The organism is Bradyrhizobium sp. Rc2d (assembly GCF_900099855.1).
Classification (GTDB): Bacteria; Pseudomonadota; Alphaproteobacteria; order Rhizobiales; family Xanthobacteraceae; genus Bradyrhizobium.
In genome coordinates this window covers 75,796-93,880 of the sequence record NZ_FNCU01000029.1, presented here as the reverse complement: position 1 = coordinate 93,880, position 18,085 = coordinate 75,796, and the positions used below count along the sequence as shown (strand labels likewise).

Below are 18,085 nucleotides of genomic sequence, written 5' to 3'. Positions count from 1 at the left end.
TTCTGAATCAAGGCCACGCTCATCGAGGCGAGCAACTTAGGGAGCAATGGATAGAGCCAGCCCGCTGCGGCAGATGCTACTGCCGCAGCGATCGAGAGCAACATTCAATTAGGCCGGACTCTCGCGACTAAACTATTGCCGAAAGCTTTGCCGCCTCGAGAGCAGGATCAAGGTCGTCGTCACCATCGAGGACAAGGGCTCCGTCGTAGGTGACCCTGTCCTGCTCTATCTCAACGACCTTTTTGCCGAAGCTCAGGTAGCTGAACCTCCAGGGACGCTCATGGTAGTCCCGCCGAAGGTGATACAGGACGCTCGTCGCGATCCGCTGCCCTAGAAGCATGGACGCGCTGTAGTCGGTACGCCAGTGAACGCCCGCCATGTTGCGTCCGATTGCAATGTTGGACGCGACCTTGTCGAGTTCGCCTGCAATCGTTAGCTGGTCAGCATCTGGCACTCCGACAGTTGTCAGGTCTGTTCCTTGGGACGTCGGGATAACCGGCGTAATCCCAACATCCTTGAGCTTCTGTGTTCCTGCAAAATAGGCCTTCAGCGCGGTGACGCATGCGCCGGCGACAGTGGCATGGCCCGCACCGTAGGAGCCGTGCGCGGGTGAGCCGTCGGCGAAACACATCGGCAGCAAGTAGCTGTCGCTGTTGGCGCCGCGAGCGGCGTTCGCTTGCCTGATTCTTGCAACCGCACCGCCCGAGGCGTTGGACGCCTGCAACACCGCAAGCCCGCTTGAGAGCGCCAATTGCGCCTCGGCGGCCTTCAAACCCGTGGGGTGCAGCGCACGATGGACCAAGCCGCCATAGGCCTCCGGGCGCAAGCGCAGGTTTCCGATAAATTTCTGGTACCACACCGCCTTCAACGCACATGTCGCCACCTCGCAGACCAGCGAAAGTATGAACGGCGAGCCAAAGGTGCCGAAGCCCTCCTCATGCGGGAAGACCGGCGCATCCCGGTTGTAGGGATTTCCCGCATCCAGCTTAACGCCAGGGCTACCGAGCAAGATCAGGGCAGCGTTCAGGTAGGCTTCATACAGTGCGTCAAGATGGACGTATCGCGCGATGTCGCCCGCGTTCTGAATGTACCGCGGGGTGGCCGGGAGTTCGATCGATGACGGAAAGGCTTTTCCTCTCTGCACGTCGAGCCAATCGGCCCATGCGATCATGTGAGGGACGCCTCCAGACTGATAGTCGGTGTTTACAACCCGCCCTTCAGTTTGCTTGATCCGCAAAGACCCGTACGGCACGTCAAGCCAGAGAAATTGTGAAACGAGCGGGCCAAGGTGCTCCTGGTTCGTTTGTCCCGCTGGCGTCCATTCGCCGCCTCGAAAAAGCGTTGCCGGCGTGACGGGCCGGGCAGTGTAGTTGGGATGATTACTCGAGTCGGGATGGGCATATAGCTTGAGAGCGCTCAGTTCGCTGGCTGCGGCTTGTGCCAGGGCGTTGCTCGGATAATCCAGAAAATTGACGTCACGGAGCAATGCCATCCAGTAAAGCTCGATCATCTCCGCGGCTACAGTCTCATGCTTCCCGTCCTGCTCCGGTGGTTTCGGAATGCGGAAATGCCAACCAGCCGAGGTGAGTCGATCGGCGGCCAGACCTGCTTGTGGATTTACGAGCGGACGGAGGCCGGCTGACTCGATGTTCTGAAAATCCGCCGGGCGATGCTCATTCAGAGCTGCTAAAAATGATTTGAATGAGCTCGGGATCACTCGCCCGTCGTCGTCGTGCTTTAGCGACTTGTGAAAGTGCAACTCCGCTGCCTGGACAAGATCATTGGGTGGAGTGTGGACCAGCTTATGTACAGCAGTATTGGCTGGAGCAGGTGATGGTGGATGTGGCTTTGGATAAGAAATTGCCATTTGAATTTCTCCTATAGCCATCCCGCCACAATTGACGAGACCGGGCATCGGTGCCCTTGCGGAGTCGTATCGTGAATACTACACAACCTTTGTGGGGTGCCTCACACGAGCGCTTTTTTCAATTGGATCGAATACGGCAGCCGGACTCACCAAGTTGTGCTGAGCACTCAGAGAAGAGTAACGGCTAGGCAAAATGGCCGCAGATTGTTCTGCGGCCTTAGATTGTCGCGCGCCGCCTCAGTTCTCAGCGATCACCGGCAGCGAGCCTGGAATCTTTCGGAAAGCGGTAGCGCTAACGTTTGAGGCTGCGTGATCGAGACGGGCTCAATGTCTTAAATCGCGCCGTTATATTCTCCTCTGGCTGGATAGTCGTTCTTGATGACGAAATCCAACGCCTGGACCATTTCAGAGAAGTTGGGCCTGACGAACGGCATGGATTGGACCGAGAGATAGTAGATCGTTTGATCCGGTCTGATCAGAAACACGCCGGGTTCAGAGAACAAAGAAGGTTCTTCGATTCCGATCGAGGTCTTTCCCCGAGATGTCGATATATACAGACCCCAATTGCGAGCATCGCTCAGTCCTAGACCATATCCGACCCGCAAATTCTTGGCTTGGATCTTGTCCGCCATCTGGCGAGTTCGCTCCTCCCCATCTGAACTAATGGCGACGGTGGTGACGCCGCGGATGGCAAATTCCGGCGTCAGGCGTTCTAATTCCTTCAGGTAGTTGGCACAGATCGGGCAATGCAAGCCGCGATAGAAGCAGACGAGTGACATGCGCTCTGGGCTCTCGGTTGCCAGGTCGAAGGGACCATGGTCGAGCGTGTTTACGACAAGGGGCGGCGCTTTCTGGCGAGGTATAAGCATTTGGATTCCTTTCACGGACCAAGGGGCAGCACAGGACCGGTTGCTCCCAGATCCAGCTCATGCCACACTGCAGAGCATGAATGATCCAAAAAACATGATTGAGAGTCCTGTGACGACCAGGCGCGACAGGCTTTCCGCCTTCTTCGATGCCTTCCAAATGTCGGTGACGGTCGCTGCGAAAGATGCCCGAGACGCGGTCGCAAACCTTGTTGTTGTTGGAGAGGGTGGCTGCGCAAGGAGCGTCGTCTTCTGCCCCCACCGTGATGCGATGCCCGATCGCGGCGGCGAGATCCTGGCTGCGGCGACCATCGAGTTCGGGGGCATCACGAACCCGCTCATGAATGCAATGCCCGAGCGGATCGTGATCCCCCTCGGCGAGTCCCCTACCCTACAAGCTCTGACTGCAGCCTTTGTAACCGAGGCCTCGGACATGCGATGCGGTAGGCAAGTCGCTCTCGACCGCTTGTGCGAGGTGATCATCTTGCTTGTGCTTCGGAGAGCAATCGATATCGGCTCAACGCGACCAGGACTTCTTGCCGGCCTATCCCATCCAGCGATCCATAAGGCTCTGGTCGCTATGCACGATCAACCCTCTCGCCCGTGGCACACCGAGGAGCTTGCGAGTATCAGCGGACTCTCGCGGAGCCGCTTCATGACTCTGTTTCCCAAAGTGACCGGCACTACACCGGCTGCCTATCTTAAGGCGTGGCGGCTGACACTTGGCCAGCGTGAGCTCCAGCGCGGCGAGCGCGTCAAGTCGGTCGCGAGGCGCGTGGGTTTTGGCAGCGCAGCGGCGTTCTCGCGCGCATACGCATTGGCATTCGGCCATTCACCGATCTGTTTGCGTAAGCCAGCTGCTGCCAACTAGCTGCTACCGCCAACGGATCATCAAGCGTCAGGAGTTTGATATGAAACCGCGAAGCTGCGTGAACTTGAACTTCGCCAAGGTGCACCGGGGCGTCTGGTCGCGCATACATTCCGAATGGAGTCGGAAGTCGATGCTCAGGGGTGCTTCCTACTAACGAAACATGTAGCTGTGACCCTAACCATCTTTGATCTGATCGAAGTTGAGCTGTTTGAATTTATGGAAGCCGGTATCATAGATGGCCTCGACGTGGAGATCGACCATGATGGGATCACACTCAGCTTTGATTCGAGTTATGGCGTGCATGGACGGATCAAGGCGAAGCGAGTTGCCGTCTCGTTCGAGCCGCGACAAGCCGAATAGTAGCGAACTTCGGAGACGAAAGCGTTCAGCGGCGCCAACTCGCCTTGGGCCAGAAGGCGACATTCAAGCTGAGTAATGATAGAAGGCCCGTTCCTGCTTGGTGCCACCGGAGCAAGCTGTGCCTAGGTATTTTCCGCTCGACGCAGGCGTGAGGTTCGACTGCGATAAGAGCGACCTTCTCGCGATCAAGTGGAAAGCGGAAAGCCTTTCGGCAGACTTCCTTCTGCCGGACGCTGAGGGGCAGGCGCTTCGCGTTCACTTCAATGGCGCGACTATAGTCCGTCTCTTGGACGAAATGCCGCTCAGCACGGAACAACAGCCTACAAAGAACGAGGGACTAGTTCCAAGGCACTTCGCATATCGCGTGGAGGGTTCGACCTTCGCGGACACCCAGTCGGAGGCATGGAAGGAGATTCATCATCCCGTTCGACAGTACGAATTCATCACGGGATGGGGCTGCATGGATGTGCTCTCTGGAGCGGAGCCGACGTTTGAAGTTGTCGATATCAGCGAATGACGAATGCCCGCTCCGGGTCATTCGCGTCGGTTTGCCCGGGTGCCGATTTCCGCACTACCCCTACAAACAGACATCGTTACCCTGCGTCGGCATGTCTCAAACGGGCCAGAAGCGGAAAAGCGGCAAGTTGCCGCTATCCACGGGCCTCCTCGATCTTTTGTAGGATCGAACGAAATCGCCGCGCGATGCGGTCCCCGAAGAAGCTAGCTATGGCGAGCCCAACAAACGCCCCAATGCCAAGGCCACCAAAGCCGAAAAATACGAGAAGACCGACAATAAACGCTTTGGCCCAATCAGCGCTCCAAAAATCCAGATAAGCGAGAAAGAAGAGCACTGGGATATTAGTGCAGATCGCGAGACCCCACGCCAAGACTGGATGATTGCGAGCCAGAAGCGGAAACACGAAAGCAGCAAATGCAAATGCAAATGCGTTGCAAAAAATGATGTACCACATCGTCGTTTCTTTCGACTGCGCTCATTGACCTGGATCAGTGCACAGCAATCATACTCACGAAGTAAATGTTTTGCTTCAATTTCGCTTGTCGTGAGTGGTTCAAATCCGTGAACGGGCCGTTGGAACGGTCGCAATTAGCGAGCGCGACTCTAGAGTCCGCTATGGGGTCACTTGCTGACATCGCCGGGGACGATGCGCAAAGACCGCTTCACCCCAGCAAACGGAAATCCGACTTTTGTGAGTAAACGTCCTACGCCCTTCGCATCAACTTCAGCGAAGCCGCAAGGCGCAGGCTGCGCTTGCCGGCGAGTGCGATGCCTTCGAGCTCGCCGCTCTCGGCCGTGCAGGTGCCGGAGAAGCCGATCCCGACCTCGAAGCCGCCAAAGACGGGATTTTCGCCTTTCGCCGGCGTGTGCTCCTGGTTCAGCATCTCGCCCTTCCAGCGGCCGTCCGCGGAGGAATAGGAGCCGAGATAGTAGAAGAACGCATCGCCGCCGAGAATGCGGCCGTCGATCAGCAGCATCACGCCGGAGAGTCCGGCATCCACGCCATCGAGCGCACGCAGGCTCATCCCATAGAGCCCGTTGGCGATCCCGCCCGGACCGACCGCTCCGCTCGGCGGCAGCGCCTCGTCATCGAGCGGGGTGAGATTGGCCCAGAAATTGGCGCCCGGCATCGTGTCCGCGCTGCCCTGAAGGCGGATCTGGTTGCCGTACAGCCGGCCGCGCGCCCCGATCGAGGCGACGTCGGCGCCCATCAGCGGCTTGTAGTTGGGATCCTGGTTATGCCGCTCGGTGATGACCTCGGCGATGATCTCGCCGTCGCGCTCGACATAGGTGCCAAGATGCGCAAAGCCCGAATTGCCGCCCAGCATCTTGCCGTCATGCAGGCACATGATGCTGCGGCCGAACGCATCGTTGACGCCGTATTCAACCTTGTACAGTCCGTCCAGCAACGTCTTGAACCCGCAAAATCGGAAAAAAACTGTGGCTACCTAGCATCGTCGCCGCATTGAAGCCACCCGGCTTTTCGCGCAGGGCCGCTCGCGGGACGTTCGCTGTCATGATGCCATTATGCCCCTGTTTTGCCCGACGGGTCAACCGAATTTCGATTAATCCGCAATGTGTGCGATTTCAATCCCTTGGCTACTGTGCATGGGGTTGTTTTCGCATGTTTTGTTTTGCCGGGCTCCTGGACGGCATTCGCCGTCCATCAGTGCCGCTTGAAGTACTGCACCTCGCGCTCGTGCTTCTCGGCCGCCGCACGGCTCTTGAAGGTGCCGAGATTGCGGCGCTTGCCGGTCTTCGGATTCACCTTGCGTGAATAGAGGCGGTATTCGCCCGATGCCAGTTTGCGGATCATGATCGCGCTCCGTTTTGTCAGGATGACAACGGCGCACGCGCGAGCCGGGTTCCGTCAATTCGTGCCTCTGTTCGTGAAGCGCCGCGCAGTCGCGATGGCGTTCAGAAGCACAGCGTGGTGACGAGCTTGCCCTGCTTGTCCTTGATGGCATAGGGACAGCGAATGCGCTCCAGCGCCTTCTTGGCGTCATCGTCGCCGAGCGCTGCGGCGCGCTCGTAATAGGCTTTGGCGGCATCCTTGTCCTTCGGCCCGCCGCGGCCGCCTTCCGCGAAGGCGCCCATCCGCTCCAGCGCGCCGGGATGGTTTTGAGCCGCCGCCTTCTCGAACAGCGCGCGCGCCGCGGCGTCGTCCCTCTCCCCGCCACTGCCGCTCGCAAGCATCAGGCCGAGCTGGTACTGCGCCTCCGCATTGGTCTCGGCGGCCCTGCCGAGCAGCGCGCGCGCCTGCGCGGGATCGGCCGGCGCAGCGCCACCTGCGCCGCCGAGCGCGGCGAGATTGCTGACGCCGCGGGGATTGCCTGATTGCGCCGCCTTCTCGAACAGCTTGCGCGCTTGTGCTTCGTCCTTCGCAACGCCGGAGCCGGTGCCGTAGGCGACCCCGAGCTCGACCATCGCCGCGCTCGATCCCTTGTCGGCGGCCTTGCGCCAGGCGGCGATCGCCTCACTCGTCTGCCGGTTGGCCGCATAGGCGCGGCCGAGCGCGAACATCGCGCGGCGCGCGGAGGATGCGGCCTGCTTGCAGAACTTGATGGCGGTCGCCACGTCGGAGGACGCGATCTCCGTCACTCCCTTCACGTCGGCCGGCTTGTCGGGATCACTGGGATCGGCCGCCACCCGGTCGCACAGGACGAGATCGGCCGATTGCGCCTGCGCCGCCAGGGGCGCGGCAAGCGCCAAGAGAGCTGCGAGGAGATAAGCGCGCATGCCACTACGTTGCGTCCCCGCCCCGGCAAATTCAAGGCTCGAGTCCCGATTGGCGCAGCACGGGCACGACCTCCTGCGAGGCCAGATAGCGCAACAGCCTGTCGGCGGCCTCGGCATGTGTCGCATTCGCCATGCGGCCGGCGGAGAACACGGCCGGCGTCTGCAAATCATGCGGGATCGGGCCGACGACCTCGATGCCGCCGACCTGCTTCAGCTCGCTGATCTGCTGTACGGCGAGATCGGCCTCGCCGTTGACGAGCCGCTCCGCCGTAAAGCCCTGCTGCACGATGGTGGCCTTGGCGTTGATCTCGGCCGCGATGCCCAATCGCTGGATCAACTGGGCAAAGTAGATTCCGCTGGCGCCGAGCCGCGAATAAGTGACGGACCGCGCCGCAAGCAGCGTTGCGCGCAACGCGGCTTCGTCGGCGATGTCGGGATGCGCCTGCCCTGCCCGCACCGCAATGCCGACATAGGAACGCGCGAGGTCAGCCGCGCTGTCAGCGACCACGCGGCCCTCACCGATCACCGCGTCGAGCCCCTCGCGGGTGAGGATGACAAGATCGGCGGCCTCGCCGTCGCGGAGCCGTTTTAGCAGCGCCTGGGTCGGCGCGAAATCGGCGTCGATGCGCACGCCCGTCGCAGCTTCATACGCAGACGACAGGCTGCGCATCGCGCCCATCAGGCCGAGCGTCGAGAGCATGCGAATGTTGTCCATATGCAATTCCTGTCGCGATCAGGCGCGGTGCATCAGCTTGAGCGCGGCAGTCAGGCGCAGGCTGCGCTTGCCGGCGAGCGCCGTTGCCTCCAGCACCGCCTCTTCCGCGTCATAGCGGCCGGAGAAACCGATGCCGACCTCGTGGCCGCCGAAGATCGGATCGTCTTTGGCCGGCGTGTGCTCCTGATTGAGGATCTGGCCTTTCCAGCGGCCCTTCGCGGCGGTGTAGCTGCCGAGATAATAGAACGCCGCATCGCCCCCGAGGATGCGGCCCTGGTTGAGCAACATCACGCCCGTGAGCCCGCCATCGAGGCCGTCGAGCACGCGCAGATGAATCGAATAGAGGCCATCGGCGATCCCAGCCTCACCAACGCCGCCGACGATCGGCACCTCGTCTTCGGTGATCGGCGTCATGACCGACTGGAAGGGTACGCCGGGGAGCTCTTTCAGCTCGCCCTTGAAGCGATAGAGATCGCCGTCGGCCCAGCCCTTCGCGATCAAGGTGGCATCGTCGGTGCCGGCCATGGCGCGGTAGTTCGGATCGGGGTTGTGGCGGACGGTCTTGATCACCACGTCGACGCCGCTGTCGGTCTTGTCGTAGGTGCCGATATGGGCGAAGGCCGAATTGCCGCCGAGCATCTTGCCATTGCCGGCATGCATCACGCTCCGGCCGACCGCGTCGCCGAGCTGAAATCTCACCTTGTAGAAGCCTTCAAACACCCGCCGTGTCCCCGGCCCTGCACGCATCCGGGGCACTCTCCCGCATTCGAACGCAATCGACAAGCTTCGCGCGGGAAGAGGCCGGCGGGTCACAGGAACAGCTGCCATCAGAATGCAAAAATCCGCCGGAGCCTTGCAGCTCCGGCGGATTTGAGACCAACCCGGGTCAGCCCCCAGGCCCGGGCCGGGAGGATCTTAGGCCGCGGCCTTCTTGTCGGTCGGCACGGACGCGATCGTCTTCAGGATCTGGGAAGCGATCTGGTAGGGGTCGCCTTGCGAGTTCGGACGACGGTCTTCCAGATAGCCCTTGTAGCCGTTGTTGACGAAGGAGTGCGGAACACGGATCGAGGCGCCGCGGTCGGCCACGCCGTAGCTGAACTTGTTCCAGGGCGCGGTCTCGTGCTTGCCGGTCAGACGCTTGTCGTTGTCCGGGCCGTAGACGGCGATGTGGTCCATCAGGTTCTTCTCGAAGGCCGCCATCAGCGCCTCGAAATACTCCTTGCCGCCGACTTCGCGCATATAGGCGGTCGAGAAGTTGGCGTGCATGCCCGAGCCGTTCCAGTCGGTGTCGCCGAGCGGCTTGCAGTGGAACTCGATGTCGATGCCGTACTTCTCGGTGAGGCGCAGCATCAGGTAGCGAGCCATCCACATCTGGTCGGCAGCGGTCTTGGAGCCCTTGCCGAAGATCTGGAATTCCCACTGGCCCTTGGCGACTTCCGCGTTGATGCCTTCATGGTTGATGCCGGCAGCGAGGCAGAGGTCGAGATGCTCTTCGACGATCTTGCGGGCGACGTCGCCGACGTTCGAGTAGCCGACGCCGGTGTAGTACGGCCCCTGCGGGGCCGGATAGCCGGCTGTCGGGAAGCCAAGCGGGCGGCCGTCCTTGTAGAAGAAGTATTCCTGCTCGAAGCCGAACCAGGCACCGGCGTCGTCGAGGATGGTGGCGCGCTTGTTGGACGGATGCGGGGTCTTGCCATCGGGCATCATGACTTCGCACATCACGAGCACGCCATTGGTGCGCGCGGCGTCCGGGAAGACGGCAACCGGCTTCAGCACGCAATCAGAGCTATGACCTTCGGCCTGCTGGGTGGAGGAGCCATCGAAGCCCCAGAGCGGAAGCTGCTCGAGCGTCGGGAACGACGCGAATTCCTTGATCTGAGTTTTGCCGCGCAAATTCGGAGTCGGCGTATATCCGTCGAGCCAAATGTACTCGAGCTTATACTTGGTCATTGAGCCTCTCTGTAGATGATGCGAAAGGTTGGGGGCCCTGGGGTCCCCGCACGTTTGTACCCGGCCACCATCGGCCGGCCCTTTACAAGCATTTAACGTGCCAAAAGGCCGCACTGCGGGAGGTTTTCCACCGCGGCAGGCGGCTCCTCGGCGCTGACAAACCGCCCCCAGCTTCGTGCGTCATAGCCGCGCACCTTCGCGTGAAGCTGCATCGCAAAAACTCCGCGGAAACCGCCCGATTCTGAAGCAGGCGGCGCGGTGCTGGAGGATGCCGATGAAACGCGCATCAACGTCCAGCAACTTTCGCAAAGCCCCACAGCCCTGCCCAGCAACCTTTGGAATAGCTCAGGCGTTGGTCACCGACACGGTGCCTCGGGAGATGCAGCAGGCGACCTGCCTACAAATTGGGCGGCAACTGATTTCCTTTTCAGCACTTTCCAATTCGGGGCGCGCGGCCGATATGGGGATTTCAGTAACCACAATCGAACGAGTCGGGCGCACCATGGAGGCCAAGGCGCTTCGACCAAGGAGAAATCGTAATGATGAACAATGGTCTGAGTCACGGATCTGCGAAGATCTACCAATTCCCTACCGGGGGCCGCGCAGCTCTTGGGGGACGCCGCTATGGCGAGACCAGCCTTCCCGCCGATCATGCTTCGCTTCCCACGAACGTCTCGATCTGCAGCGACAGCTGGTACCACCAGGACGCGGTGGACGAAGCCAAGCCGAAATGGGATCGCTGATGCCGGTGGCTGGTTTGATACCGCCGCGTGCTCGCGAACGCAGCGGCAGTATGAAAAAGGGTCGAAACCACGGTGTTTCGGCCCTTTTTGATTCTTGCAGATACAGATACAGAGACGTTCAGAGCACCGCGCAGGCGGTCACCGGCCGCTTCAGACGTCTGATCGTGGTGGTTCCGGTGCTGCCGATCGTCAGCGTGATCCCGGCTCTCGAATAGCGGGCGCCAGAGACCGTCAGCCGCTTGGCCAGCGTGACCGGCTCGCCGTCGATCTGGAGGAAGGCGCGCTTGTCGCCGTCATAAAACCCGATGATGAACTGCGTACCATCGGCGCAGCGATAGGTCTGGAATGTCTGCGCATCGGCCGGCCGACTGTGGAGAATTCCGGCCGACAGCATGGTGATAGCCAAAACAATGGCCTTGTGTCGGCCCATGATCGCCCCCTGTATTGGACTTTAAGGATGCCGCAGCGCATCCGGTGGAACCATAACCCAAGCTGATCCCATGTCCGACTCCCCTGCCCGCCACCTCGCCTTGCAAGGCGCCAGCAATTTTCGCGATCTCGGCGGCTATCCGACCACCGACGGCCGCATCACGCGCTGGCGGCACATCTTCCGCTCCAACCATCTCGGCCAACTCACTGCAGCCGACATCGAGATCGTCCGCGCGCTGGGGGTGCGAAGCGCATTCGATTTCCGTGGACTGGAGGAGCGCGCGGCCGGCGTCTGTGTCGTGAACGAAATCACCGTGCACTCGCTGCCGATCGAGCCGACCGTCGTGGCTGCGCTGCGCGCCGAGCTCGCTCGGGGCACGTTGACCGCACCGGTCGCGCTAGAGCTCATGCGCGAATCCTATCGCAACTATGTTCGCCACAACACGCACAGCTTTCGCGACCTGTTCGGCCTTCTCCTGGAAGACCGCGCGCCGCTCGTGATCCACTGCACCGCAGGCAAGGACCGTACCGGCTTTGCCAGCGCGCTGATCCTGCATGCACTCGGCGTCCCCGATGACGTCATTGCCGAGGACTACCTGCTCACCAATCAGCACTACAAGCGCGATGCGACGGCTGCCACCGACCTGCCGGAGGACGTACGCAATGCCATCGGCAGCGTCGAAGCCTCTTACCTTGCTGCTGCGTTCGAAGCCGTCGGCAAGGAATATGGCGATATCGAAACCTATTTGCGCGACGGGCTCAAGCTCGGCGCGGCCGAACGGACTGCGCTGAAGGAGCGTTATCTGCAAGCGTGATCGAGCGGCGGACGCCTCAAGCCGTCAGCCCGATGGCCTTGATCATCGCGCTCTTGAGGGCCAAGGAGATCTGTTGAGTGCTCCAATCGCTTTGGTGCAGCTTGTCAGGATCACCTGTGTCCAGCAATTGCTCGAACGAAACGTTGTTTTGCACGTGCCAATGCCGCATCAGTGCCCAACGCTGAAACAGATTCACCTCGGCCTCATTGGCAGCATCGCGGATCAGCCGGACCATCTTGTCCGAAAGCTCAGCACGGTCGTCCCAGAGCATCTTCGTCACATATTGCGGATCAATCACCAGAACCTCGAAGCCGCGAGCGCGCAATTGCGCCAGGCCCTTCCTGATATTCCCGGCAACAACGTCCACGTCGTACTGGTCGTTGTGAAAGACCGCGTTCGTTCCAACCTGCCAGATGACCAGTGCCGGATCATCATGAAAGATATCGGCCTCAAAGCGTCCGAGTTCTTCGTTTGCCTCTTCTCCGCCCTTGCCGCGGTTCAGCACGTCAATCCGAATGTCAGGCCGGTGGACAACATCCTTGAAGTATTGCCGTAGATACATCTCCAACCGATAGGGATACGGCACGACATCGGCTCGTCCGGCCGTTGATGACGACCCCATGGCCACGATGCGAACGGGACCCTTCCCGTCTAGAGCCTGCCGGAGCCGCATCAGCGGATATCTTAGGTCGACGATGGCAGCGGGAAATTCGATGGTTGGCAAATTGTCAGACATGAACAACCTCCTCACCGATCTAAAGTTGTAACTATAGCTCAGCCTTGAAGCTGCCGCCATTGCAAGTCCAATTCGCTGCACGCAATAGTCGCCGGCAAAGCGAAACCACGGAGAGCACCGTGCAGGGAAAAGTCATTGTCGTGACCGGCGCGCTTGGAGCGCTGGGCAAGGTGGTCGCCGAGACGGCGCTGGCGCGCGGCGCGCGCGTGGCCGGCATCGATTACGCGCCATCGCAAGCTCCCGCAACGCCTGAAAGAATCGAGATTGGCGGCGTCGACCTGTCCGATGCGGCGCAGGCCAAGACGGCGATCGAGGCCGCGGCAAAGCACTTTGGCAAGCTCGATGCACTGATCAACATCGCCGGCGGCTTCGCCTTCGAGACCGTCGGCGACGGCGACACCGCGACGTGGCAGCGTATGCATGCGCTGAATGTCCTGACCGCACTCAACACGTCGCGGGCGGCGCTGCCGTATCTCGCCGCCTCCAAGGCCGGCCGCATCATCAACATCGGCGCCATGGGCGCGCTCCAGGCCGGCTCCGGCATGGGACCCTATGCGGCGTCGAAGGCGGGCGTGCATCGCCTCACCGAGGCGCTTGCCAACGAATGGAAGGGCAAGGTGACTGTCAACGCCGTGCTGCCGTCGATCATCGACACCAAGGCCAACCGTGCCGACATGCCGAAAGCGGACTTCTCCAAATGGGTGACGCCGCAGGAGCTCGCCGAAGTCATCCTGTTTCTCGCCAGCGATGCCGCGAGCGGCGTCACCGGTGCGCTGATCCCGGTGGGTGGGCGGGTATAGGCGTATCGCTCCGAATCTCTGCCAGACAGCCCGATTCAATCGGAGCCGAGAAGGCTCTAAACTGCCTGCAACTGATTCTCCGATCGGACATCACACTCGGAACTTGTCTTTGGAAACCGCGCTCTATCTGCCCGTCAAACGCTTCCTCGAAGAGCTCGGCTTCACCGTGAAGGGCGAGATCGGCGGCTGCGATCTCGTGGGCCTCAGCGCCGGCGATCCACCTGTCGTGGTGATCGGCGAGCTCAAGCTCGCCTTCAATCTCGAGCTGATCCTCCAGGCGATCGACCGCGCGCCGGCCGGCGACGAAATCTGGATCGCCGCCAGAATGTCGGCCCGCGGCAAAGGGCGTGAGAGCGATGCGCGCTACCGCAACCTCTGCCGCCGGCTCGGCTTCGGCATGCTTGGGGTGACCGATCGCGGCCAGGTCGAGGTGCTGGTGAAGCCGCCGACGGCGGCACCGCGCCGCGAGCCGAAGTTGCGCTCGCGGCTCGTCGCCGAACATCAGCGCCGCCAGGGCGATCCCGTGCTCGGCGGCAGCACCCGTTCGCCGATCATGACGGCCTATCGGCAGCAGGCGCTGGCCTGCGCCTCGGCGCTCGCCGAAGGCCCGCGGCGGGTGAGCGAGTTGCGCGAACGCTGTCCCGATGCCGGTAAGATCTTGCTTAACAATGTGTATGGCTGGTTCGAGCGTGCTGAGCGGGGAATTTACGGGCTCACCGAAGCCGGGCACGCGGCGCTGAAACGCTGGCCACAGCAAGGGATTGAAGTCGGTGCAGGTGTCGCGTCACCGCCCTGACACCCGACCGGTGCATAGCTGAGATGCCACACCGATTCCATATTGCAATGCAACATTCGCGGCACTAGGTATCCCGGCATCAAAACGAGGCCGTTATGAGCGCAGACTGGAATACCAAATATGGCACGCGGCGCGTGCGTCACGATCCGCCCACTCTGGACGAGGCGATCTTCGCCGCGGTTGGCATCACCGACGACCAAGAGCAGCAGGCCGAGATCGCAGCAGCGCTGATGGGCATGCCGCTCGATGTCGTGCAGGCCGAGGTCAAGAAGCAGGCCCGCACCAACAGCCGCATCACCGCAACCCGCGTGATCGCCGGCGAACAGGGCGCGCAGCGCTCTGTGGTGGTCGAGCGCCGCGTCGTCCGCCGCTTCGGCAACGACAAGCGCACCGGCACCTGAGCGCTCATTTCACTAACCAGAATACGAAAGCGGACCGGCCTTGCCGGTCCGCTTTTTTGTTTCAGGCGGCACGATTGCCGTACATGCTGGAGATGATCTTCCAGCAGGTCGAGTTGAAGCTGAGCAGGGCCCGGCCGGCCGTGAACGGCGAGGCCGCGAGATCGGCAAGCTCCGCCTCGGGCGTCTTGCCGAGATCGATCGTCCCGGTCGATTCGCCATGGCGAAAAGCCAGATGTGCGCCGAACTTTCTGGCGAGCGCCCGCATGGCGTGGTTCTCGGCGCCGGTGGTGACGCGCAGGCGCTTATAGCCCTTCCAGCGCGCTTCCGCGATCAGACGGCGGAACAGCACGGTTCCGACGCCCTGACGGCGCGCGGAGGCCTCCACACTGAAGGCGACCTCGGGCAGCGAATCATCCTCCGGCGGATGCAACTCGGCCGCACCGCGGACCACGCCATCGACGATGTAGGCGACGATCACGGTGCCGTCTTCGGCGCAGCGGGCGGCGTAACGCTCGATGAAGCTGTCGTCGAGAAAACCGTTGAAACGGTCGTGCCGGCTTCCGGCATCAAGCCTCAGCAGGTGATCGCGCAGAAGCGGCAACTCTTCCTGCTGGATCAGGGTCCGCACGTAGCCCGGAGCGGTGCGGACGGTCTCTTCAAGTACCACGTCAAAACTCCTCTTGGTGTCCCTCGAGGAGGCGTTCGAATCCCTAGGCCGCCTATATTGTGCATCGCAACAAGCTTTTCAAGACGGGGGCTTGCTCAAGTAAGTGGCACCTGACGCGACTATTTCGTTAACAAAATCAAGGGCCCTAATCATACGAGGACGAGCTGCGTCTGGGTCACGATGGCCACCAGCTTGCCGTCCTCGGTCTCCAGCCGGGTGGTCCAGACCTGGGTCCGCCGGCCCCGGTGGACCGGGGTGGCGGTGGCGATGACCGTGGTTCCTTCCTTCGCCCCACCGATGAAGTTGGTCTTGCTCTCCAGCGTCGTCGTGCCCTTGGCATCGTCCGGCAGGTTGATCACCGTCGCAGCCGCGCCGACGGAATCGGCCAGCGCCATGAGCGCGCCGCCATGGATGGTGTGATGAAGCGTGCAGAGGTCGGGCCGGACCGTCATCCGCGCCACCACGCGATCCTTCTCGGCCTCGACGAACTCGACGCCTTTGAGCTCGGCGAACGGCATCTTCATTACTTTAAGTTTCTCGAGCGGCGTCATCGGATCTGCTCCCAATTCGTTGTTGTCTCAGCGTGAATTGCTTCGCGCGGCAAAGCAATGACGCCCGAGGTAATGGGCGGGCTGACATCGGCGCAAACATTGTGCATAGGCTCCTCGCATGCGCCACTTCCCGCCCCACCGCATCGTCTGCCTGACCGAGGAGACGGTCGAAACGCTCTATCTGCTCGGCGAGCAGGACCGCATCGTCGGCGTCTCCGGCTACGCCGTGCGCCCGCCCCAGGTGCGACGGGAGAAGCCACGGGTGTCTGCCTTCGTCTCGGCCGACATCCCGAAGATCCTGGCGCTGGAACCGGAGCTGGTACTGGCCTTTTCCGATCTGCAGGCCGGCATCGTCGCGGATCTCGTCCGCGCCGGTGTCGACGTCCATGTCTTCAACCAGCGCGACGTCGCCGGGATCTTGGCGATGATCCGCACGCTGGGTGCGCTGGTGGGCGCCGCCGGGCGCGCGGAGGACCTCGCGCAGGGTTTCGAGCGGCGCCTCGCCGCGATCGCGGCAACGCCCCGCCCCTCGTCGAGGCCAAGAGTCTATTTCGAGGAGTGGGATGATCCGCTGATCTCGGGCATCGGCTGGGTCTCCGAGCTGATCGAAATCGCCGGTGGCGCGGATGCGTTCCCGGAGCTGCGGTCGCGGCAGGCCGCAAAGGACCGCATCGTCTCGGCGGAAATGGTGCGCGAGGCAGCTCCGGATGTGATCCTCGCGTCGTGGTGCGGCAAGAAGGTCGTCCCTGCCCGTATCCGCGCGCGCGACGGCTGGAGTGCGATTCCGGCGGTGCGCGATGATCGTATCGTCGAGATCAAGTCGCCGATCATATTGCAGCCAGGACCCGCGGCGCTGACGGATGGGCTCGATGCGATCGTGCAGGCGCTGTGGGGCGAACGGTCCTGATCCCTCCGCCGTCATTGCGAGCCAACGGGTCCGCGCAAAGCGCGGCCCGATGACAGGCTCCGCGAAGCAATCCAGACTGCCGCCGCAGAGACAGTCTGGACTGCTTCGTCGCAAGAGCTCCTCGCAATGACGTCTGTGGAGGCGTCCTTTCTCATGTCACCGCGTTCACGACCTGGTACTCCGGCCGGCGCCACACTTCGCCAGCGATCACCTCCTCGATGATCTCGGCGGCGCGGACGATCTCATCTTCCCCGACATAAAGCGGCGTGATCCCGAACCGCATGATATCTGGTGCGCGGAAATCACCGATAACGCCGCGGGCAATCAGTGCCTGCATGGCGGCGTAGCCGCCATCGAAGGCAAAGGAGATTTGCGAGCCGCGACGCTCATGCGCGCGCGGGGTCACCAGCTGCAGAGCTGGGCAGCGACGCTCGACTTCGGCGATCAGGAGATCGCCGAGCGCCAGCGAACGCGCACGCACCTCGGCGATATCGACCCTGTCCCAGATATCGAGCGAGGCCTCCAGCGCCGCCATCGCCAGAACCGGCGGCGTTCCGACACGCATGCGCTCGACGCCGCCGGCCGCTGCATAGGCAAGCTCGAACGCAAATGGCTTGGCATGGCCCATCCATCCCGACAGAGCGGCGCGGGCATTGCCAGCGTGGCGCGGCGCGACGTAGAGGAAGGCCGGCGCGCCAGGGCCGGCGTTGAGATATTTGTAGGTGCAGCCCGCAGCGAAATCGACGCCGCACCCGGAGAGATCGACCGGCAGCGCACCGGCGGAATGGGCGAGATCCCAGACGGTGACGGTGCCGAGGGCATGCGCTTTCGCGGTCAGCTTCGCCATGTCGTGGCGGCGTCCAGTGCGGTAGTCGACCTCGGTAATGTAGAGGACGGCGACCTCCTCCGACAGCGCGGCCTCGATCTCCTCCGGCGCCACCAGACGCAATCGATGGCCACGCCCAAGCGTTTCGATCAGGCCTTCGGCCATGTAGAGGTCGGTCGGGAAATTGCCGGTGTCCGACAGGATCACCTTGCGCGACGCGTTCATATCGATCGCAGCCGCGAGTGCCTGGTAAACCTTGAGCGACAGCGTGTCTCCGACCATCACCGAGCCGGCTTCCGCGCCGATCAGCCTGGCAATGCGATCGCCGACATGACGCGGTTGGGCATACCAACCCGCGGTGTTCCAGGCGCGAATCAACTCGCTGCCCCATTCGGCCGTGATGACGCGATTGACGCGCTCGGCAACGCCGAGCGGCAGCGCGCCGAGCGAATTGCCGTCGAGATAGATCACACCGTCGGGCAGATGGAACAAAGCCTTGGTGTCGTCGTAGACGCGAAGCTTGGTCATC

General features: G+C 62.0%; 23 protein-coding genes. 9 read left to right on the top strand and 14 right to left on the bottom strand.

Annotation, left to right across the window (positions count from 1 at the left end; genetic code table 11):
• Window positions 1-127: 127 nt before the first annotated feature.
• Together BLV07_RS29545 and BLV07_RS29540 are read right to left on the bottom strand one after the other, a co-directional pair.
• Window positions 128-1,867: a vanadium-dependent haloperoxidase gene (locus BLV07_RS29545; RefSeq protein WP_143035522.1), complete on the bottom strand. Its 1,740-nt coding sequence runs from the start codon at window positions 1,865-1,867 to the stop codon at window positions 128-130.
• Window positions 1,868-2,199: 332 nt separating this feature from the next.
• Window positions 2,200-2,736 (bottom strand): peroxiredoxin-like family protein, encoded by a 537-nt coding sequence (locus tag BLV07_RS29540; RefSeq protein ID WP_091892974.1) that lies wholly within the window; start codon window positions 2,734-2,736, stop codon window positions 2,200-2,202.
• 76 nt (window positions 2,737-2,812) lie between these two features.
• Here BLV07_RS29540 and BLV07_RS29535 point away from each other — a divergent pair, with 76 nt between their 5' ends.
• From BLV07_RS29535 to BLV07_RS29525, 3 genes are all read left to right on the top strand, one after another.
• Window positions 2,813-3,604: a helix-turn-helix transcriptional regulator gene (locus tag BLV07_RS29535; RefSeq protein WP_244551242.1), complete on the top strand. Its 792-nt coding sequence runs from the start codon at window positions 2,813-2,815 to the stop codon at window positions 3,602-3,604.
• Between the two features lie 168 nt (window positions 3,605-3,772).
• Window positions 3,773-3,964 (top strand): hypothetical protein, encoded by a 192-nt coding sequence (locus tag BLV07_RS29530; RefSeq protein ID WP_143035521.1) that lies wholly within the window; start codon window positions 3,773-3,775, stop codon window positions 3,962-3,964.
• 118 nt (window positions 3,965-4,082) lie between these two features.
• Window positions 4,083-4,481 carry a hypothetical protein gene (locus BLV07_RS29525; protein WP_244551241.1) on the top strand — a complete coding sequence of 133 codons (399 nt, stop codon included), beginning with the start codon at window positions 4,083-4,085 and terminating at the stop codon, window positions 4,479-4,481.
• A 133-nt stretch (window positions 4,482-4,614) separates the two neighbouring features.
• Here the strand turns inward: BLV07_RS29525 and BLV07_RS29520 are convergent, their stop codons facing one another.
• From BLV07_RS29520 to BLV07_RS29490, 7 genes are all read right to left on the bottom strand, one after another.
• Window positions 4,615-4,935 carry a hypothetical protein gene (locus tag BLV07_RS29520; protein ID WP_091892968.1) on the bottom strand — a complete coding sequence of 107 codons (321 nt, stop codon included), beginning with the start codon at window positions 4,933-4,935 and terminating at the stop codon, window positions 4,615-4,617.
• Window positions 4,936-5,185: 250 nt separating this feature from the next.
• A complete protein-coding gene (locus BLV07_RS29515) occupies window positions 5,186-5,890 on the bottom strand; it encodes a hypothetical protein (protein WP_091892966.1) in 705 nt (234 codons plus the stop codon).
• Window positions 5,891-6,147: 257 nt separating this feature from the next.
• Window positions 6,148-6,297 (bottom strand): hypothetical protein, encoded by a 150-nt coding sequence (locus tag BLV07_RS29510; RefSeq protein ID WP_007609497.1) that lies wholly within the window; start codon window positions 6,295-6,297, stop codon window positions 6,148-6,150.
• A 101-nt stretch (window positions 6,298-6,398) separates the two neighbouring features.
• Entirely contained in the window at window positions 6,399-7,220 is an 822-nt protein-coding gene (locus tag BLV07_RS29505; RefSeq protein WP_091892964.1) for a tetratricopeptide repeat protein, read from the bottom strand.
• A gap of 31 nt (window positions 7,221-7,251) precedes the next feature.
• Window positions 7,252-7,935 (bottom strand): substrate-binding domain-containing protein, encoded by a 684-nt coding sequence (locus tag BLV07_RS29500; protein ID WP_091892962.1) that lies wholly within the window; start codon window positions 7,933-7,935, stop codon window positions 7,252-7,254.
• A gap of 18 nt (window positions 7,936-7,953) precedes the next feature.
• Window positions 7,954-8,655, bottom strand: a complete 702-nt coding sequence (locus BLV07_RS29495) for a GrlR family regulatory protein (protein WP_091892960.1) — start codon at window positions 8,653-8,655, stop codon at window positions 7,954-7,956.
• Window positions 8,656-8,850: 195 nt separating this feature from the next.
• Complete coding sequence (locus tag BLV07_RS29490; RefSeq protein ID WP_091892958.1) at window positions 8,851-9,885, bottom strand: glutamine synthetase beta-grasp domain-containing protein; 1,035 nt, start codon at window positions 9,883-9,885, stop codon at window positions 8,851-8,853.
• Between the two features lie 539 nt (window positions 9,886-10,424).
• On the opposite strand from BLV07_RS29490, the gene BLV07_RS29480 reads away from it, so the two are divergent.
• On the top strand, window positions 10,425-10,628 hold the full coding sequence (locus BLV07_RS29480; protein WP_091892956.1) for a DUF2735 domain-containing protein: 204 nt from the start codon (window positions 10,425-10,427) through the stop codon (window positions 10,626-10,628).
• 118 nt (window positions 10,629-10,746) lie between these two features.
• On the opposite strand, the gene BLV07_RS29475 is transcribed toward BLV07_RS29480, so the two are convergent.
• Window positions 10,747-11,058, bottom strand: coding sequence for an MliC family protein (locus tag BLV07_RS29475; protein WP_091892954.1), 312 nt, complete (start codon window positions 11,056-11,058; stop codon window positions 10,747-10,749).
• Between the two features lie 70 nt (window positions 11,059-11,128).
• Here BLV07_RS29475 and BLV07_RS29470 point away from each other — a divergent pair, with 70 nt between their 5' ends.
• On the top strand, window positions 11,129-11,872 hold the full coding sequence (locus BLV07_RS29470; RefSeq protein WP_091892952.1) for a tyrosine-protein phosphatase: 744 nt from the start codon (window positions 11,129-11,131) through the stop codon (window positions 11,870-11,872).
• Between the two features lie 16 nt (window positions 11,873-11,888).
• On the opposite strand, the gene BLV07_RS29465 is transcribed toward BLV07_RS29470, so the two are convergent.
• A complete protein-coding gene (locus tag BLV07_RS29465; RefSeq protein ID WP_091892950.1) occupies window positions 11,889-12,608 on the bottom strand; it encodes an SGNH/GDSL hydrolase family protein in 720 nt (239 codons plus the stop codon).
• A gap of 119 nt (window positions 12,609-12,727) precedes the next feature.
• On the opposite strand from BLV07_RS29465, the gene BLV07_RS29460 reads away from it, so the two are divergent.
• The 3 genes from BLV07_RS29460 to BLV07_RS29450 all read left to right on the top strand — a co-directional run bounded on the left by BLV07_RS29460 (window position 12,728) and on the right by BLV07_RS29450 (window position 14,605).
• Window positions 12,728-13,408, top strand: coding sequence for an SDR family oxidoreductase (locus BLV07_RS29460; protein WP_091893011.1), 681 nt, complete (start codon window positions 12,728-12,730; stop codon window positions 13,406-13,408).
• Between the two features lie 109 nt (window positions 13,409-13,517).
• Window positions 13,518-14,204, top strand: a complete 687-nt coding sequence (locus BLV07_RS29455; protein WP_091892948.1) for a DUF2161 domain-containing phosphodiesterase — start codon at window positions 13,518-13,520, stop codon at window positions 14,202-14,204.
• A 95-nt stretch (window positions 14,205-14,299) separates the two neighbouring features.
• On the top strand, window positions 14,300-14,605 hold the full coding sequence (locus BLV07_RS29450) for a hypothetical protein (protein ID WP_015686575.1): 306 nt from the start codon (window positions 14,300-14,302) through the stop codon (window positions 14,603-14,605).
• Window positions 14,606-14,666: 61 nt separating this feature from the next.
• Here the strand turns inward: BLV07_RS29450 and BLV07_RS29445 are convergent, their stop codons facing one another.
• Both BLV07_RS29445 and BLV07_RS29440 read right to left on the bottom strand, forming a co-directional pair.
• Window positions 14,667-15,272 (bottom strand): GNAT family N-acetyltransferase, encoded by a 606-nt coding sequence (locus tag BLV07_RS29445; protein ID WP_091892946.1) that lies wholly within the window; start codon window positions 15,270-15,272, stop codon window positions 14,667-14,669.
• Window positions 15,273-15,421: 149 nt separating this feature from the next.
• Window positions 15,422-15,823 (bottom strand): PaaI family thioesterase, encoded by a 402-nt coding sequence (locus tag BLV07_RS29440; RefSeq protein WP_091892943.1) that lies wholly within the window; start codon window positions 15,821-15,823, stop codon window positions 15,422-15,424.
• Window positions 15,824-15,941: 118 nt separating this feature from the next.
• Between BLV07_RS29440 and BLV07_RS29435 the strand changes: the two genes are divergently transcribed.
• A complete protein-coding gene (locus BLV07_RS29435; RefSeq protein ID WP_091892941.1) occupies window positions 15,942-16,730 on the top strand; it encodes a cobalamin-binding protein in 789 nt (262 codons plus the stop codon).
• Window positions 16,731-16,881: 151 nt separating this feature from the next.
• On the opposite strand, the gene kynU is transcribed toward BLV07_RS29435, so the two are convergent.
• On the bottom strand, window positions 16,882-18,084 hold the full coding sequence (gene kynU, locus BLV07_RS29430; RefSeq protein WP_091893009.1) for a kynureninase: 1,203 nt from the start codon (window positions 18,082-18,084) through the stop codon (window positions 16,882-16,884).
• Between the last annotated feature and the right edge of the window lies 1 nt (window position 18,085).

Bases quoted from the DNA above. Each gene is read 5' to 3' on its own strand.
- BLV07_RS29520 (WP_091892968.1), bottom strand. From the start codon at position 4,935: ATGTGGTACATCATTTTTTGCAACGCATTTGCATTTGCATTTGCTGCT.
- kynU (WP_091893009.1), bottom strand. From the start codon at position 18,084: ATGACCAAGCTTCGCGTCTACGACGACACCAAGGCTTTGTTCCATCTG.
- BLV07_RS29505 (WP_091892964.1), bottom strand. From the start codon at position 7,220: ATGCGCGCTTATCTCCTCGCAGCTCTCTTGGCGCTTGCCGCGCCCCTG.
- BLV07_RS29465 (WP_091892950.1), bottom strand. From the start codon at position 12,608: ATGTCTGACAATTTGCCAACCATCGAATTTCCCGCTGCCATCGTCGAC.
- BLV07_RS29490 (WP_091892958.1), bottom strand. From the start codon at position 9,885: ATGACCAAGTATAAGCTCGAGTACATTTGGCTCGACGGATATACGCCG.
- BLV07_RS29510 (WP_007609497.1), bottom strand. From the start codon at position 6,297: ATGATCCGCAAACTGGCATCGGGCGAATACCGCCTCTATTCACGCAAG.
- BLV07_RS29450 (WP_015686575.1), top strand. From the start codon at position 14,300: ATGAGCGCAGACTGGAATACCAAATATGGCACGCGGCGCGTGCGTCAC.
- BLV07_RS29535 (WP_244551242.1), top strand. From the start codon at position 2,813: ATGAATGATCCAAAAAACATGATTGAGAGTCCTGTGACGACCAGGCGC.
- BLV07_RS29440 (WP_091892943.1), bottom strand. From the start codon at position 15,823: ATGACGCCGCTCGAGAAACTTAAAGTAATGAAGATGCCGTTCGCCGAG.
- BLV07_RS29540 (WP_091892974.1), bottom strand. From the start codon at position 2,736: ATGCTTATACCTCGCCAGAAAGCGCCGCCCCTTGTCGTAAACACGCTC.
- BLV07_RS29470 (WP_091892952.1), top strand. From the start codon at position 11,129: ATGTCCGACTCCCCTGCCCGCCACCTCGCCTTGCAAGGCGCCAGCAAT.
- BLV07_RS29545 (WP_143035522.1), bottom strand. From the start codon at position 1,867: ATGGCAATTTCTTATCCAAAGCCACATCCACCATCACCTGCTCCAGCC.
- BLV07_RS29435 (WP_091892941.1), top strand. From the start codon at position 15,942: ATGCGCCACTTCCCGCCCCACCGCATCGTCTGCCTGACCGAGGAGACG.
- BLV07_RS29475 (WP_091892954.1), bottom strand. From the start codon at position 11,058: ATGGGCCGACACAAGGCCATTGTTTTGGCTATCACCATGCTGTCGGCC.
- BLV07_RS29500 (WP_091892962.1), bottom strand. From the start codon at position 7,935: ATGGACAACATTCGCATGCTCTCGACGCTCGGCCTGATGGGCGCGATG.
- BLV07_RS29480 (WP_091892956.1), top strand. From the start codon at position 10,425: ATGATGAACAATGGTCTGAGTCACGGATCTGCGAAGATCTACCAATTC.